Raw genomic sequence first — 15,039 nt, 5'->3', positions numbered from 1 at the left:
GTGACGCGCTTCGCGCTAACTAATACGCCACAAGTTTTCCCCATTCCGTACTTTACGACGCGGGCTGACTGACTTGTAGTATTGGCTCTTGGCGATTATTGGATATAATCCTATAAAAAGATTTTGCACGAGAAGGGACGTGTTTTCATGTCGTCATGCGCTGTGCCCGGGCAGGTGCGCCGGGTGTTCAAAGATGCGGGTCGTGTGTGTCCGGTGGACTACCGCCTGGCTCCCGACGCGTTCGCGAGCGCACCAACCGAAGCGTGCGACGTGCTCTACGTGGTGGGCGGACTCTACGGCAACCCATTCGCGCTTGACGCTGTGGATGCCCTGGCGGCGAGCGAGCAGGGGAACGTGCGCGTTGTGCTGAATGGCGACGTGCACTGGTTCGACAAGACGGCCGAGAATTTCGCGAACATCGAGCGCCGCATTGCGCGCTACATGCCGCTTGTGGGAAACGTGGAGGCTGAGTTGCGCCGTCAGGTGGATGTGGGCGTGGGCTGCGGCTGTGCGTATCCGGAGTGCACGGGTGACGACGCGGTCAGTCGCTCGAACCGCATCCACAAGAAGCTGTCCGAGGCGGTGGACGCACATCCCGAACTCAAGGAGCCGCTGGTCGACCGCCCCTCCACGGCGACGGTGACGGTGGCAGGCAAGAAGGTCGCCATCACGCACGGCGACGAGCAGCTGCTCGGCGGCTGGGCCTGCTCGCGCGAATCGCTGCAGGATGTCCTGCGTCAGGATGAACTTGACCGCTGGATGACCGAGAACGACGTTGACGTGTTTACCACTACGCACACATGCGCGCCGGCCGCACTCGCGCTCGCGCGCGGGCTTGTGATAAACAACGGTGCCGCGGGTCTGCCGAACTTCACGGGGCAGCAGTTCGGTCTTGCCGTGCGCATAGCCGCAACACCTCATCCCGATGCGTTATTCGGTGCTGAGCGCGACGGGCTCTACGTGGAAGCCGTCCCGGTGCGCTACGACCACGACGCATTCCTGAACTGGTTCGATACCCTGTGGCCAGCCGCGAGTCCCGCGGCGGTGTCCTATCGCGCGCGCATTGCAGAAGGCCCCGATGACCATCTGGAAGATTCGCTCCTGGGCGGCTTCCGCCGCGGTCCGTCGGCGCGCACCGAGGTCTCGCCCCGGCGCGCGTACGCTACCAAGGAGGATGTAAACCTTGCGCTCGCGCAGCTCGTGTATTTCGAGGACATGGTGGATGACTCCGCGTGCTTGCGCACCGTGGAAGAGCCCTCTACCATCCAAGTGAATGTCACTGCCCGCTGCAATTTGGCCTGCGCTCACTGCCACGTGGAGGCGGGGCCGCGTCGCACCGAGGCGATGGATCGCTCTGTGCTTGAGGCGGTGCTGGCTGTGGCAGCGCGTCCGCATATCGAAACCGTGGACGTCACGGGTGGCGCACCCGAGATGCACCCTGACTTCGCCTGGTTCATTGAGCAGGCCTCGCGCGTTGCTCATGTGATGGTGCGAACCAATCTCGTGATCCTGCGCGACCCAGTCTACGCGCCCCTCATTGATCACTACGCTGAGTTGGGTGTGGAAGTGGTGGCTTCGCTTCCGAACGTGCACGCGGCGCAGGCTGAACAGCAGCGCGGGTCTGCGACGTTTGACCCCTCGCTTGAGATGCTCCGTGAGCTCAACGAGCGCGGCTACGGGTGCGACGGCGTGCACGTGCTCGACCTCGTGTTCAATCCGCAAAACCCCGTGTTGCCGCCCGACCAGGATGCCCTCGAAGAGTTGTACCATCGCCGTCTCGCCGACTTGGGCGTGTTATTCGACCACCTGTTTGCGGTGGCGAACAACCCCATCGGCCGCTACGGCGCGCACCTGCTGGACACGGGGGAGTTCGACGCGTATCTGAACCTGTTGGTAGACAGCTTCAACCAGGAGGCGTGCCCGAATATGATGTGCCGGCGCCAGCTGTCGGTGGGTTGGGATGGTCGTGTGTACGACTGTGACTTCAACCAGGCGCTGGGCCTGGCCGTACGCCGCGCCGACGGCGGCGACCGCACCATCTTCGACTACGCGGCCGACCCCGCGCTCTCGCTGGCGCGTCCCATCCGCTTCCGGAATCACTGCTACGCCTGCACCGCCGGCAGCGGCTCCAGCTGCGGCGGCACCCTCGTGCAGGGGTAATGCTGTCAGGTTGGCTGTAGGGGGCTGTAACGAAGTCCCCGGCGTCACACTTTTCCTCAAAAATGGGGTATTGGAATCTTCCGACTATTAGATATAATCCTATAGTGGTAATCATCCAGTAACCAAGGGGAAGGGGAATGCAGGTGGACGCGACAACCGGGATATTCTTCTGGGGGTTCCTCATTGTATACGGCGTGGTGATGTTCCTGCTGTCGCCGAAAACCGTCAGCCTGGGCGGGTTCTTCAAAGGTGAGGACAAGCACGGCCGCGCTGCCAACCCGTGGATGATTACGGCCTCCATCTTCATTGCCTGGATTTTCGCGAAGTCGGTCACGAACGCCGCGAACATGGGCGCCGAGTTCGGCATTGTGGGTGGCATCGGCTACGCGGTGTACTGGCTGTGTATTCCGCTGACCGGCTGGGCGCTCTACCGCCTGCGCCGTAAGTTCCGCGCCACCAGCATGGTGAGTTTTCTCACGGAACACTACGGCGTGGCTGCGGCGTTCTGCTTCTCGGCCGCCATCCTGGTACGCCTGTTCAACGAGGTGTGGTCGAACACCTCGGTCGTGGGAGCGTACTACGGTGCGTCGGGATCGACGCCGTTCATTATTGCGGCACTGCTGTTCACGGCCATTACGGTGGGGTATTGCTGCTGGGGCGGCATGCGCGGCTCCATTATCACCGACGTGGCGCAGGCCATCCTGTTTGCGGTGCTGCTTATTGCGGTGCTCATCTGGGTGGTTCCGCAGGACAGCCTGGGCGCGTTCGCCACGTCGGGCTCGTGGACGCTTGAGGGCGGCGTGGACTTCATCATCGGCGCTGGCCTGCAATGTTTGAGCTACGGCTTCCACGACGCGGTGCTCACCGACCGCGGGTTCATCTGCGAAGAGAAGAAAATGCTTCGCAGCTTTACGGTGGCGGGCCTGCTGGGGTTTGTGGCCATCGTGTTGTTCTCGCTCATCGGCGTGCACGCGTACCTGAATGACATGAGCATCGCCGGCTCCAGCGCGCCGGTGGTGGTGGCGCAGAGCCTCGGGCTGGTGGCGTTCTTCGTGATGGCAGTCATCATGATTGCTACGGCGGGCTCCACGTTGGACTCCACGTTCAGTTCGCTGGCGAAGCTGACAGCGCGCGATCTGCCCGGCATTCTGGGACACACGCCCAAAATGAACCCGCGCATCATTGGCATCATCTTCATGATTGTGTTTGGCATTGTGGGCAACCTGCCCATGGTCATGGGCGCGTCCATCATCACGGCCACCACCATCTCGGGCACCATGATTATGGGCATCGGCCCCGTGTTTTTGCTCCACGGCGTGGTGAAGCCGACGAAAGTGGGCTTTCAACTCGCGTTTTGGATTGGCATGGCGCTGGGCATCGCCGACACGGTAGCGCCGAGCGCGCTTGCCTTCATGAACATTGGCGGCGGCACCTACGCGAACTTCCTCGGCGTCAACCTCTGGGGTGCCGTGATCTGCTGGGCGGCGTATATCATCCCCGGCCTGGTAGCCCAAGCAGCCGAAAAGCGCGCCGGCATCAAACCCACTTGGAAAGGCCTCACAAAAGAAGAACTCGCCCGCCTCGACGCCGACGCACGCCGCCGCGAACTGGGCGAAGGCGCCCCAGACCCCGAAGACCTCGCCCCTACGCGCGCATAGCGCCAGATACACTCAGTTCTTCGCGCCCACCCCGCTTGCATGTAACGTGGGGTGGGCGCGAGTGCTTATGCGGCAGGCTTCTCCGGCGTTTTCTGGTCGATGAAGTAGATTTGGTACCACAGGAGGAACATGGAGATGATCCAGATTTTGCGGCTGCGGTCGGCGCCGGCTTTGTGCTCGTCGAGGAGGCGCACCAGCTCGTCAACGTTGAAGAACTGGGCCGCCAGGTTGCTTGTGAACTGCTCTTTTATCTGGTTGTAGTAGCGCTCTTGGCGCAGCCAATTCACTACCGGCACGGGGAAGCCCAGCTTCTCCTTCTGTGCCCAGTCCTTCGGAATGGCGCGCTCGGCAGCCTCACGCAGGGTGAGTTTCGTTTGCTCGCCGTTGGCCTTGAGGCGCGTGGGGATGGTGGCCGACACCTCGAACACCTGCTTATCCAAAAACGGCACGCGGCTTTCCAGCGAATGGGCCATCGACATCTTGTCGGTTTTCAACAGGATGTCGCCCACCAGCCAGAAGAATAGGTCAACATACTGCATGCGCGTGGTGTCATCAAGCCCTGCGACCTCGGCATACGCGGGCGCGATAAGCTCCTGCGGCGCAGCCGGCCGCGCCACGCCCTCGGCGCGCTTGCCGGCGCGCAGCCGCTCGCGTTCCTCAGGGCTGAACGCCACGCCGTTCGCGTTCGTGTAGTACCAGTCCTCAGGCGTCTCACTCGCGCGCTCCAGGTAGTTTGCCCCACGCACGCCCAGCGCTCGGGCCGCCTTCGACGCGCCGCGCAACAGGCCCTTCGGCGCCCAGGCCAACTTCTGGTTCGCAAATGGTGTCTGGTAGATACGATACCCGCCGAAGAATTCGTCGGCGCCCTCGCCGGAGAGTACCGCCTTCACCTTCTTTGCGGCCTCTTGGTCAACAAAGTACAGTGCCACGGCGGACGGGTCGGCCGACGGCTCGTCCATGTGCCACTGCACGCGCGGCAAACTCGCCCAGTATTCCTCTTCGGAAATATGCTTGGAGTTGTTCTCTATGCCCAGTTCATCGGCCAGTTCGCGCGCCCAAGAAATCTCGTCGCGCTCGCCTTCGTACTCGGCGAAACCCACGGTGAACGTCTTGATGTCCGGGTTCTCCTTCGCCAGGCACGCGGCCATGTAGCTGGAGTCGATGCCGCTCGACAGAAACGAGCCCACCTCCACGTCGGCCACGTTGTGGTAGCGCACGCTCTCGCGCATGGCGGCGTCGATGGCCTCCACCGTGTCCTCGCGGCTGCGGCCCTCGTCGAAGTGGTACGTGGGGCGCCAGTAGCGGCGCATGGTGGTGGAGCCGTCGGCGCGCACGGTCAGGCAGTGCGCGGGCGGCAGCTTGAAAATGCCCTTGAAGAACGTCTCGTCAAGCGCCGAGAACTGGAAGCAGAGGTATTGCTCAAGCGCGTCCTCGTTAAGTTCGCGCTGGTAGGCGGGGTGCTCAAGGATGCACTTGATCTCGGAGGCGAAGATGAACTGCGGGCCCGCCGCGCCATCAGCCACCGTGTAGTAGAACGGCTTGATGCCAAAGAAGTCGCGCGCGCAGAACAGTTCGCGCGTGCTGCGGTTCCAAATGGCGAACGCGAACATGCCGCGCAGGCGGTCGAGCACGCCTTCGCCCCAAGCCAGATAGCCCACAAGTAGCACCTCGGTGTCGGAGTTCGTCTCGAAGGCCCACCCGTCGGCTTCAAGCTCGGCGCGCAAATCGCGGTAGTTGTAAATCTCACCGTTGAACACGATGGCGAAATCGCCGCGCGCCGTGCCGCGCGCTTCGCCCTGCACGTAGCCGCCCGCCGCGTCGAGCGCGGGGGAGGTAACGGCCGAAGCGTGTTCGCCCGTGGCGCGCACGAGCGGCTGGTTGCCGCCCTCAAGGTCGATGAGCGAAAGGCGACGATGCCCCAGCGCAATCCCGCTGTCGAGGTACTGGCCCTCGCCATCGGGCCCGCGGTGCGCCATAACGTCGCACATAGCTTTCAAAAGAGGCAGGTCAGCGTCAGTAGCGCCAGTAAATCCGCAGATGCCGCACATGGTTGGGTAAGCTCCTTGCGTCCTTCTTTCCGCCGGGGCGGAAAGCCTGTCGAAGTTGGTTTGTTCCATGATAGAGTAAGCGGCGCGCACTCCCAAGCCTCAGCCGCTCATCTCGCCAAAATCCCAGATTTGAGCAGGGGAGAATCTTCCGACCAGCGCTTCACACACGCACCCACGTACAGCACACCCCAGCCACCCCAAGCCCCCGTGCCCCTGTTTGGGCATTCTTCTGCGAAAACGTGGAGCGAATAGCCCGGTTTGCCGCTATAATGATGCATTTAGATTGTGGCGCAGGGGGAAACTCGCTGAAGGCGCCCGTATCCAGCTCGGCGTGGACGAACGCGCCGGTGCTTTCCGCACGATGACACAATGGAGGTTTTCGATGGCTTCTACGAACGCGCCCGCGCGCTCGTCCTGGTCGGGTAAATGGGCGTTTATCCTGGCCGCGGCGGCGTCCGCCGTGGGCCTGGGAAACATGTGGCGCTTCCCGTACCTGGCCGCCAAGTACGGCGGCGGCACCTTCCTCATTACGTATCTGGTGCTGGTGTTCACGTTCGGCGTGTCGCTGCTGTTGCTGGAAACAGCGCTTGGCCGCACGACGGGTCAATCGGCCATCGGCGCGTTTAAGCAGTTCGGTAAAAAATATGCGATCATTGGTATTCTTGCGTCAGCTGTGCCGTTCATCATTACGCCTTACTACTGCATCATTGGTGGCTGGGTAACGAAGTACGCGGCCTCGTACCTTATTAACGGCCCCGAAGCGCTTGCGGATGGTGGCAATTTCTTTACTGGTTTCATCACCAGCGATGTCGAGAGTTTTTTGTGGATGCTTCTGTTCATGGCCATCGTATTTGTGGTGGTTTCGCTGGGCGTGAAGGGCGGCATCGAGAAGGCTAACCTTGTTATGATGCCGGCGCTCATCATTATGGCCGTGGTCATTGCGGCCTACACGCTGACGCAGCCGGGCGCGGCCGAAGGGGCGCTGTACTACCTGGTACCCGATTTCAGTAAATTCTCGCCTGAACTGGTTATTGGTGCGCTCGGGCAAATGTTCTACAGCTTGTCGCTGGCCATGGGTATCATGATTACGTACGGTTCGTACCTCGACCGCAAGTCCAGCCTCACGCAGAGCGTCGTGCGTATCGGCGGGTTCGACGTGGGTGTGTCGTGCCTCGCTGGCCTCATGATTGTGCCGGCTGCGTTTGTGGCCATGGGCTCAGGCGATGCGGTGGCGAGCGCGGCTGGCCCGTCGCTCATGTTCATTACGCTGCCGGGGGTGTTTGCTGGCATGGGGGATGCGGCCGTGGTCGTGGGCTTTGTGTTCTTCCTGCTGGTGTTGTTTGCGGCGTTGACCAGCGCTATTTCGCTCACGGAAACGTGCGTGTCCATCATTCAGGACGGCGCGGGCTGGTCGCGCAAGAAGGCGCTTGCCACCGTGATTGGTGTGGTGGTTGTGGCGGGCATCTTTGTGAATCTGGGCTACAACGGCCTGTCGTTTATTGAGCCTTTGGGCGCGGGCACCACATTGCTCGACTTCTTCGACTTCTTCTCGAATTCGGTGCTTATGCCTATTGTTGCACTTCTCACCTGCATCTTTATCGGTTGGATAGTGAAGCCCAGCCTCATTGTGAAAGAGGTGAAAACCTCCAGCCCCTTCAAGGCCGAAAAGGCGTGGGTCATCATGATTAAGTATGTGGCGCCGGTGTTGGTGGTGGTCATTCTGGTGGCGTACGTAGCGGCTCAGTTTGGGCTGTTCAGCATGTAGACGCACCCACCCTCTGTTGTGGTTCGAAGGCGCCTCCGGCAACGGGGGCGCCTTTTGTTTCGGGGAACTAACGGGCGGAACACGGGCGGGCAAGCGATGCGCGGTGCGCGTGGCGTCCGCCGCGTGCGAGGCTTACGATGGCTGCGGCGCGTTGACGCCCGGCTTTCATCCTCCGCCGGGCGTCGTACGCGACAGCGGCCTGCGGGCCGCTTTTTTGCCCCTACTCACAACGAGGAAAGAGGTTCCTTATGATGGAAGATACCATTGACGAGTTGAAAGACACGCTGACCGGCCAAGATTCCGGCGAGAAGTACGGCAAGGGCGAAGGCTACGGCGAAGGCAAGCGCGAGGGCTACGGCTCTGGTGAAGGCTATGGTGAAGGCAAGCGGGAAGGCTATGGCGCAGGCGAAGGCCGCGGCGAGCAGTACGGCTCCGGCGAGAAGCGTGGCGAAGGCTACGGCGCAGGTGAGCAGTACGCGCAGGGCCGCGAACGCGGCGAAGGCTACGGCTCCGGCGAAAAGTACGGCGAAGGCGAGAAGTACGGGCAGGGCGCTGCCGAAAACGAGCAGTAATCCCGCGATGCAATCCGTACCCGCGTGCAACGTGGCCGATACGGCTGCGGCGGCCCGCTCGCACGGCATGACGCTTGACCAGATGGTTGAGCGCACCATGCTGGCGGCGGGCCGCCGCTCGGTCGAGCGCCTGTATATCGGCTCCAACTTCTGTAGTCAGTACTTCCTCAGCCAGCCCAAACGCGTGTGGCGCGAAGCGTTCTCGCTCTGCCGCCGCGAGCGCATCCCAGCCACACTGGTGGTGCCCCTGTTCTCGCAGAAAGACCTGGTCGAGGCGCACTGCCGCATCGACGAGGTGGTGGCTGGCTCGCGCGATATCATCGACGAGATCACGGTGAACGATCCCGGCATGGTGGCGCAGTGCGTCGACCGCTACGGGCTGCCGCTCAACGCCGGGCGCCTGTTTTCGAAGGTGCCGCGCGACCCGCGCTACGCCGAGCTGTTCGAGGTCCAGCACGCGGTAGGCGTGCCGCCGCTGATCACCGAGTTGTTTCGCCAAGGCGAGCTTGCGGGCATCGAGCTTGACCCCACGCATGCGGCGCTTGACTTGTCTGAGCTGCGGGGATTCATGTCGCATTTAGAAGTGGGCGTGCACATGCCCTACTGCTATATGTCAACGGGCGCGCTGTGTGAACTCGCAAGCATCGGCCGGCCTGCGCGCGAGAAGTTCCGCCCGAACGCGTCGTGTGCGCTGGAATGCACGCGCTGCGCCATCGGCTACGAGCTGCCCTACGGCGCGCGCCTGCTGAAGTTCGGGCGCACGGTGTATTTCCCGAACCACGATTGCACGGTGTGCGAAGGGGAGGATTTCCGCATGATTGTGTCGCCCTTCGACGTGCTGGTGCCCCGGCGCGATTCCCGGGTGGAGAACGGCCCAACTCCGGCGCGCTTCCAACCCGCCGCCGCCCGCCCAGCCCTGGTGGAAGAAGGTGCGCGATGAATCCGCTGGTGCCGGTGAACGACCGGGCGTACCTTGAGCGCTACGCGCAGGCAGGCGGCGAGGAATTCTACGTGGGCTTTCACGACGCCGCGTGGCACGAGCGCTTCGGCGATGTGGCCGACCTCAACCGCATGACCGGCTTTCAGCGCCAGGCGAATCCCTACTCGTTCGAAGAGGTGCTGGATATCGTTGACGAGGTGCGCCACCTGGGAAAAAAGCTGTACGTCACGTTCAACGCGAACCTGTACAGCCAAGAGCAGCTGGACTTTCTGTTCGGCTATTTTGAGCGGCTGCATGCGGCGGGGGCGACGGGTGTTATTGTGTCGGTGCCCGAGGCGGTGCAGGCGGCGGCCGACTGCGAACTGGATGTGGTGGCCTCCACCATGTGCGGCGTGTACAACGCCGACATTGCACGGTTCTATTACGACCTGGGATGCAGCCGCGTCATCGTGCCCCGCGACGTAGGGCTTGCGGAAATTGAGGCCATCGCAAAAGCCGTGCCCGACGTGGAGTTGGAAGTGTTTCTCATGCGTAACGGCTGTATCTTTGCCGACGGGTTTTGTCTCGGGCGGCATTTCCAGGGGCGCAATGCGCTTTGCTGGGACGTGCGCCACACGCGCCGCGAGTTCTACACGGTAGGGCGCGGGAGGGGCTTGTCGCAGGCGGCGCGCGAGAACAACGAGGTGTACGGACGCTTCCACCGCACCGCGTGCGGGCTGTGCGCCATCTACCGGCTTGAGCAAGCGGGCGTGGCGGCCGCGAAAATCGTGGGTCGCTCAGACGACTCGGCCTACGTGCTGCGCGATATTGAGGCCATCGTGCACAACGTAGAGATAGCCCACGCCTGCGCCAGTGAGCAGGAGTTTTTGGAGCACATGCACATACCCCCCGAACGCGCCACCGACTGCGCCGACAGCCTATCATGCTACTACCCCGAAGTCCGCTTCGCCAAAATGTGACGCGCTTCGCGCTACTGATTACGCCAAAAGGTTTCTCGTTTTCCTAACATTATGACGAGGCCATTCGCAAACGTTGTCATCCTAGCGACGGCGCCAATGCCTAGATTTCTGCCATATGGTGGGCCAAAGGGGTGGTCGCACGGAACTCCTCACGCACTCCGCGAAAGTTCGTCGTCCCGCACGACCACCCCTTTGGCCCTTCCACTGGTTGATTCCCTCCGTTGATCCTCCCCATTGATTTCCTCAAACCAGCCTTCACATGCACAACGTCGCGGTCCGCGCGGGGGCGTGGCTTTTGCTATCATGGGGCGATACGTTTATTGCACCTCTTGAGAAGGAAGTTTCATGTCGCTATCTATCGGTATTGTTGGGCTGCCGAACGTTGGCAAGTCAACGCTGTTCACCGCGCTTACGAACAAAGGCGGCCTCGCGGCCAACTACCCGTTTGCCACCATTGAGCCCAACGTGGGTGTGGTGCCCGTGCCCGATGCGCGCCTCGATGCGCTGGCGGAGATTGACCACCCGGCGCGCATTGTGCCGGCCACGGTGGAGTTTGTGGACATTGCGGGCCTGGTGGCGGGTGCGTCGCAGGGGGAGGGGCTTGGCAACCAGTTCCTCGCGAACATCCGCGAGACGGACGCCATCTGCGAGGTCGTGCGCTTCTTCGGCGACCCGGATGTCGTGCACGTGGCGGGTCGCGTCGACCCGCAGTCGGACGTGGAAACCATCAAGACCGAGCTGATTTTGGCCGACATTGCCACGCTGGATAAGGCGCTGCCGCGTTTGGAGAAGGAAGCGAAGCGCGACAAGGCGGGCGCGGCGAAAGCGGCTGCCGCGCAGAAGGTGCTGGCGGGCTTGAACGAGGGTCATCGTGCGCGCACGCTTGATTTGACCGACGACGAGCGCGAGGCGCTATACGACCTACACCTGCTCACGATGAAGCCGATGCTGTATATTGCGAATGTTGATGAGGATCAGCTTGACGCCGACCTGCCTGAGATCGACGGCTGTGCGCCCGTGCCTATTTCCGCGAAAGTGGAGGCTGACCTCGCCGAACTCGACCCGGCCGAGGCGCGCGAGTACCTGGAGGCCATGGGCCTGGAAGAGAGCGGCCTTGCCCGTCTGGTGCGCGAAGCGTACCGCCTGCTGGGCCTGCAAAGCTACTTCACCAGCGGCGAGACCGAGACGCGCGCCTGGACCATACCTATCGGCGCGAAGGCCCCCCAGGCCGCCGGCGTCATCCACACCGACTTTGAGCGTGGCTTCATCAAGGCCGAGACGGCCGCCTACGAAGACTACGTGAGCTTGGGCGGCGAAAAAGGCTGCCGAGACGCCGGCAAACTCCGCCAAGAAGGCAAAGAATACATCGTCCAGGATGGCGACATCATGCACTTCAAGTTCAACGTGTAGCGCGCCCTTCGGCATCGTGATAAGCCGCATACCCCCATCGAACAGGGGGTATGCGGCTTTTTCATTGTTCGAGTTTGCGCTGGTCACCTTGGTTTCAGGCTGTTTTGTTGTAAAACCGCCCCAATTTGTTGTAAAAATGTTGTACGGAATCTTCCGGAAGCTCGACGCTTTCTCCCATCAGTTTCAGCATTTCGGAAGTGGTCAAACTCCCTTGCACCGCAGTATAGATATTCGCCGTCATGTTGATATCCTCGTGTCCCAAGAGGTATTGGGCTACCTTTAACGAGACTCCCGCTTCGCATAAGCGGGTGGCGAACGTCCTCCGAAGTCAATGGCAGGACAAGGGCGGTAGGCGCAAAGCCTCGTTTTTCGCAGCTTGCTCCTTGTTGAACGCATCGACCGACCGCTTCAGCGCGTTGTTGACCCCGGCAGGGGTGAGCGGCCATCCCTTGCGCGTGAGGAAAACGAAATCGTCGAAACCGTCTATAGATTCAGCGAAGCGGATGCCGTTGCGCGTCATCCATGCGCGATATTCGGCGATGGCATCGGCGGCTGGCTCCAGCAGGGGAATGATGCGTTTTCCGGCTATCGACTTCGGATGCTGCATCACCCTTTGCATCTTGCCGCGTCCGTTTTCGCCCAACGAAAAATAGGCGAACGAATGACGCACCGTGATGAACTGCTTGGAAACGTCGGGTTTCTGCAAGCCGGACAATTCTCCAATGCGCATACCCGAGTAAAGAAAGGTTTCGACTATCCATTTCAGCGGCAGGCGAGCTGGATTGTTGCCGAGCCAGTGGAGAAAAGAAACTTGCTGTTCTGCGGTGAGCGCTTTGACTCGTGTTTCTTGGCCGTCTTGGCTCTTCTTGGCGGCTATTGCGACCGCCTTTAAGGCTCCGCGCGTCGGGCTGCGCCGTATCCAGTTCTCTTCTTCGGCGATGGCGAGGGTTTGGTTGATGGGCTTGGCAATATTGGTTATTTGAGATATTCCCAGGCCGTCTGCCATTTTGCGCTTGTAGAACGCCGCAAGCTTGGGTTTGGTGATGTCTTTGATTTTCAAGTTGCCGAGCGAATCTCTGACGTGGTTCTTGTAAGTGCAGAGGTATTGACTGAGCGTGGTGGGCTTGATCGCGCCTATCGTCACATCGTCCTCGCGGATTTTTATCCAATACTCAAGCGCCTCGTTAAGCGTCAGGTTCGCGCCGTCTTGCTTGATGCCCGTGAGAACGTCGTAGGCGACGGTCTTTTCCTTCTCTCGAAGCTCTACGAGAGTCGTGGCATAAATGAAACGGCGTTCTCCCAGTTCGTCAGACCATTCGTAGAAATAACGCCCGTACTTCCGCTGACCTTCTCCTTTCTCTAGAACGATCCCGTTTTTGTCTTTCCTTCTAATAAGTTTCGCCATGAAGATGCCTCTCCGGCAAAACTAGATGCTGGATTGCATGATACCGATCTTTAGTTGTGATGTCTTAGAAGTGCTTAAGTAAGCAGAACCGCTTCTAGCTTCTTGATGATTTCTTCAGATGACAAGCCGAGAGCCGCCGAGTAATCAAATAGCTCGTACACCTGGAGACTGCGTTCGCCCATCTCGATTTTAGATACATACGACTGGGGCTTACCCATCTTTTTCGAAAGCTGAATCTGCGTCAGCCCGCCATCGATTCGCAGCCGTTGGAGGCATTTGCCTATAGTCTTGTTGGCTTCGATGTTCATTTTGCAAACGATAGGTGATAGGATGAAATATCCCAATTTGGGATATTATGTTGTAGGGAAATGGGAGCGAAGACGAAAAGGCGGGGATGACAGGGGGATAGTGCTATAGGGCGGCTCGCCCGTCTTTCTCACTACTCCAATACTTTTAGATCTAAATGCACGCTAGAAACAAGCCGTGGCGGATACCTTCCTCATCACCCATCGCAGGGGGCTTCTTCCACGGTTCAACAATAGAAAACCGCTGGAAGGGGAACCATGATGGATGATCGAAGCAAATCCGAACAGCTTTCTCAGCCGATACTAAAACTGTTTGTTATCCTTGCCACCGTTGCTATCTGCCTTGTCGCCGTAATATCTTGCAGCCAATCCGGCAACGCAAAGAGCGGCAATTCCAGCAGCTCCGTCATAAGCGAGCCTAGCAGCGGCTCTTCAACTAGCTCAAGCAGCTCAAGCATCAAGTCAGCCGATTCCGGCAGCTCATCGTCAAGCAAAAGCCATTCTTCCGGCTCGTCGTCCTCCAGCAGCAAAAACCCGGACGCAGGGGTCTATTCGGACGATGATGCCGTTTACATGAGCGATGGAAAGGGAAACACCTACGCGGAGGATTCTGACGGGAACAGCTATTTCTTCTCGGAGGATGGCGGCTCCGTCGCAACCGACAACAAGGGCAACGCCATTGCCGACACCGACGGCGACGGGAAAGGCGATAAGAAATCGACTGACGGCGGGAAGACCTGGAAGGATGTTGACTAGCGACGATGGCAGTTAGGACAACGTGGAGATAAAGAGAGACCGGACGGGGTGGAGGCAAAACCGACCAATGCTGCAATGAGGCTATGCCATGCGGTCGGATTATCAACCGGAATCCATCTTTTGTCGCATTGCAATGGCTGATCAAGGGTTGTCGAGGGAGTGTTGCTGTATGAACTACGTGACGGCAGGGGCTTTTGTTGGCGAGTATGTTTGGAAGAACAAGAAGAAGGGGCTGCACCTCTCGAATTACGTGCGCCTAAACAAAAGCACTGTCAAAGGCTACGCCCTTCTTTCAAGAAGCAAGGGCGAATACACCGTGGTGCTTCTTTTCGCGGGTGGGGAGAAGAGCAAGATGGTCGTAGACCGATCGATATATGAGGCGATAGCGAACGCCTTTCCTGAATCGAGTCCATCCGAAATGACAGAACCGACGAACAGGGCATCATCCGCTTTGTCTATCGGCATAGCGGCCGTTGTGTTTGTCCTAGTCCTCGTTTTTGTCGCTCCCGACTTCGACTTGATCGACCTCTTCACGATTTACAGGAACGCTGTGCCCGGAGCGATCATCATTTCGTTCGTGCCTGCGGTCATCGTCTTTTTCCTTGCCAGGAAAGTGGTTCGCGAGTACCAATCGGAAACGTTAGAAGCCAAATACATGACCGATGAGCAAATAGAGCAGAGGGAGGCATTGCTAGAGCAAAAAAGGCGAACCCATGAGAATTCGAAAAACCGAAAGACAGCCGAGCCGAATGCAAATGCTAGTACGGGAGGAGGGGCTATGGGAAAGGCTCCGAGCAAATGCCCGATGTGCGGAGAGTCCGTTCAATGGAAGTTGGTGGATACGAGCAACAAGGGGTTCAGCGTCGGAAAAGCGGCGGCGGGAGCCGTCCTGCTAGGGCCGGTAGGCTTAGTAGGCGGCGCTCTTGGCAAGAAGAAGCAAGCCTACTACTGCGGCAAATGCGGGTTCAACCACGAATACTGATCCCAGGTCGATTCCGGGGGAAGCCAAGTGAGGAGTGAGGCAGACTGATTTATGCTGCCTCCGGCAAGCTTCTGATGCT

At 60.0% G+C, this 15,039-nt stretch carries 12 protein-coding genes and 1 pseudogene; 9 read left to right on the top strand and 4 right to left on the bottom strand.

Annotation, left to right across the window (positions count from 1 at the left end; translation table 11 throughout):
- The first annotated feature begins 147 nt into the window (after window positions 1–147).
- Both arsS and QNJ86_RS13460 read left to right on the top strand, forming a co-directional pair.
- Entirely contained in the window at window positions 148–2,160 is a 2,013-nt protein-coding gene (arsS, locus tag QNJ86_RS13465) for an arsenosugar biosynthesis radical SAM (seleno)protein ArsS (RefSeq protein ID WP_283833165.1), read from the top strand.
- A 143-nt stretch (window positions 2,161–2,303) separates the two neighbouring features.
- A complete protein-coding gene (locus QNJ86_RS13460) occupies window positions 2,304–3,818 on the top strand; it encodes an SLC5/6 family protein (protein ID WP_283833164.1) in 1,515 nt (504 codons plus the stop codon).
- 65 nt (window positions 3,819–3,883) lie between these two features.
- Here QNJ86_RS13460 and asnB read toward each other — a convergent pair whose 3' ends face one another.
- Window positions 3,884–5,866, bottom strand: coding sequence for an asparagine synthase (glutamine-hydrolyzing) (gene asnB, locus QNJ86_RS13455; RefSeq protein ID WP_283833163.1), 1,983 nt, complete (start codon window positions 5,864–5,866; stop codon window positions 3,884–3,886).
- Between the two features lie 382 nt (window positions 5,867–6,248).
- Here asnB and QNJ86_RS13450 point away from each other — a divergent pair, with 382 nt between their 5' ends.
- The 5 genes from QNJ86_RS13450 to ychF all read left to right on the top strand — a co-directional run bounded on the left by QNJ86_RS13450 (window position 6,249) and on the right by ychF (window position 11,512).
- Window positions 6,249–7,631, top strand: coding sequence for a sodium-dependent transporter (locus tag QNJ86_RS13450; protein ID WP_283833162.1), 1,383 nt, complete (start codon window positions 6,249–6,251; stop codon window positions 7,629–7,631).
- Window positions 7,632–7,879: 248 nt separating this feature from the next.
- On the top strand, window positions 7,880–8,203 hold the full coding sequence (locus QNJ86_RS13445; protein ID WP_283833161.1) for a hypothetical protein: 324 nt from the start codon (window positions 7,880–7,882) through the stop codon (window positions 8,201–8,203).
- A 7-nt stretch (window positions 8,204–8,210) separates the two neighbouring features.
- Window positions 8,211–9,143: a hypothetical protein gene (locus QNJ86_RS13440; protein WP_283833160.1), complete on the top strand. Its 933-nt coding sequence runs from the start codon at window positions 8,211–8,213 to the stop codon at window positions 9,141–9,143.
- Window positions 9,140–10,102, top strand: coding sequence for a peptidase U32 family protein (locus tag QNJ86_RS13435; protein ID WP_283833159.1), 963 nt, complete (start codon window positions 9,140–9,142; stop codon window positions 10,100–10,102). Before QNJ86_RS13440 ends, QNJ86_RS13435 begins: the two co-directional genes overlap by 4 nt.
- A gap of 345 nt (window positions 10,103–10,447) precedes the next feature.
- Window positions 10,448–11,512, top strand: a complete 1,065-nt coding sequence (ychF, locus tag QNJ86_RS13430; RefSeq protein WP_283833158.1) for a redox-regulated ATPase YchF — start codon at window positions 10,448–10,450, stop codon at window positions 11,510–11,512.
- A 94-nt stretch (window positions 11,513–11,606) separates the two neighbouring features.
- Here ychF and QNJ86_RS13425 read toward each other — a convergent pair.
- The 3 genes and pseudogenes from QNJ86_RS13425 to QNJ86_RS13415 form a co-directional block, all read right to left on the bottom strand.
- Window positions 11,607–12,917, bottom strand: a pseudogene (locus QNJ86_RS13425) (site-specific integrase).
- 74 nt (window positions 12,918–12,991) lie between these two features.
- On the bottom strand, window positions 12,992–13,225 hold the full coding sequence (locus QNJ86_RS13420) for a helix-turn-helix domain-containing protein (protein ID WP_283833157.1): 234 nt from the start codon (window positions 13,223–13,225) through the stop codon (window positions 12,992–12,994).
- A gap of 290 nt (window positions 13,226–13,515) precedes the next feature.
- Window positions 13,516–13,716, bottom strand: coding sequence for a hypothetical protein (locus tag QNJ86_RS13415; protein WP_283833156.1), 201 nt, complete (start codon window positions 13,714–13,716; stop codon window positions 13,516–13,518).
- Between the two features lie 79 nt (window positions 13,717–13,795).
- Between QNJ86_RS13415 and QNJ86_RS13410 the strand changes: the two genes are divergently transcribed.
- Together QNJ86_RS13410 and QNJ86_RS13405 are read left to right on the top strand one after the other, a co-directional pair.
- Complete coding sequence (locus QNJ86_RS13410; RefSeq protein ID WP_283833155.1) at window positions 13,796–13,978, top strand: hypothetical protein; 183 nt, start codon at window positions 13,796–13,798, stop codon at window positions 13,976–13,978.
- Between the two features lie 169 nt (window positions 13,979–14,147).
- A complete protein-coding gene (locus QNJ86_RS13405; protein WP_283833154.1) occupies window positions 14,148–14,960 on the top strand; it encodes a hypothetical protein in 813 nt (270 codons plus the stop codon).
- The last annotated feature ends 79 nt before the right edge of the window (window positions 14,961–15,039 follow it).

The organism is Gordonibacter faecis, from assembly GCF_030077735.1.
GTDB classification, from domain to species: Bacteria; Actinomycetota; Coriobacteriia; order Coriobacteriales; family Eggerthellaceae; genus Gordonibacter; species Gordonibacter faecis.
Note: the sequence above shows the minus strand (reverse complement) of the source record. Positions and strands in the feature narration are given on the sequence as shown.

What these genes read in the sequence shown, in the direction of transcription:
- arsS (WP_283833165.1), top strand. Translation starts at nt 148, where the DNA reads ATGTCGTCATGCGCTGTGCCCGGGCAGGTGCGCCGGGTGTTCAAAGAT.
- asnB (WP_283833163.1), bottom strand. Translation starts at nt 5,866, where the DNA reads ATGTGCGGCATCTGCGGATTTACTGGCGCTACTGACGCTGACCTGCCT.
- QNJ86_RS13450 (WP_283833162.1), top strand. Translation starts at nt 6,249, where the DNA reads ATGGCTTCTACGAACGCGCCCGCGCGCTCGTCCTGGTCGGGTAAATGG.
- QNJ86_RS13445 (WP_283833161.1), top strand. Translation starts at nt 7,880, where the DNA reads ATGATGGAAGATACCATTGACGAGTTGAAAGACACGCTGACCGGCCAA.
- QNJ86_RS13440 (WP_283833160.1), top strand. Translation starts at nt 8,211, where the DNA reads ATGCAATCCGTACCCGCGTGCAACGTGGCCGATACGGCTGCGGCGGCC.
- QNJ86_RS13435 (WP_283833159.1), top strand. Translation starts at nt 9,140, where the DNA reads ATGAATCCGCTGGTGCCGGTGAACGACCGGGCGTACCTTGAGCGCTAC.
- ychF (WP_283833158.1), top strand. Translation starts at nt 10,448, where the DNA reads ATGTCGCTATCTATCGGTATTGTTGGGCTGCCGAACGTTGGCAAGTCA.
- QNJ86_RS13420 (WP_283833157.1), bottom strand. Translation starts at nt 13,225, where the DNA reads ATGAACATCGAAGCCAACAAGACTATAGGCAAATGCCTCCAACGGCTG.
- QNJ86_RS13410 (WP_283833155.1), top strand. Translation starts at nt 13,796, where the DNA reads ATGAGCGATGGAAAGGGAAACACCTACGCGGAGGATTCTGACGGGAAC.
- QNJ86_RS13405 (WP_283833154.1), top strand. Translation starts at nt 14,148, where the DNA reads ATGAACTACGTGACGGCAGGGGCTTTTGTTGGCGAGTATGTTTGGAAG.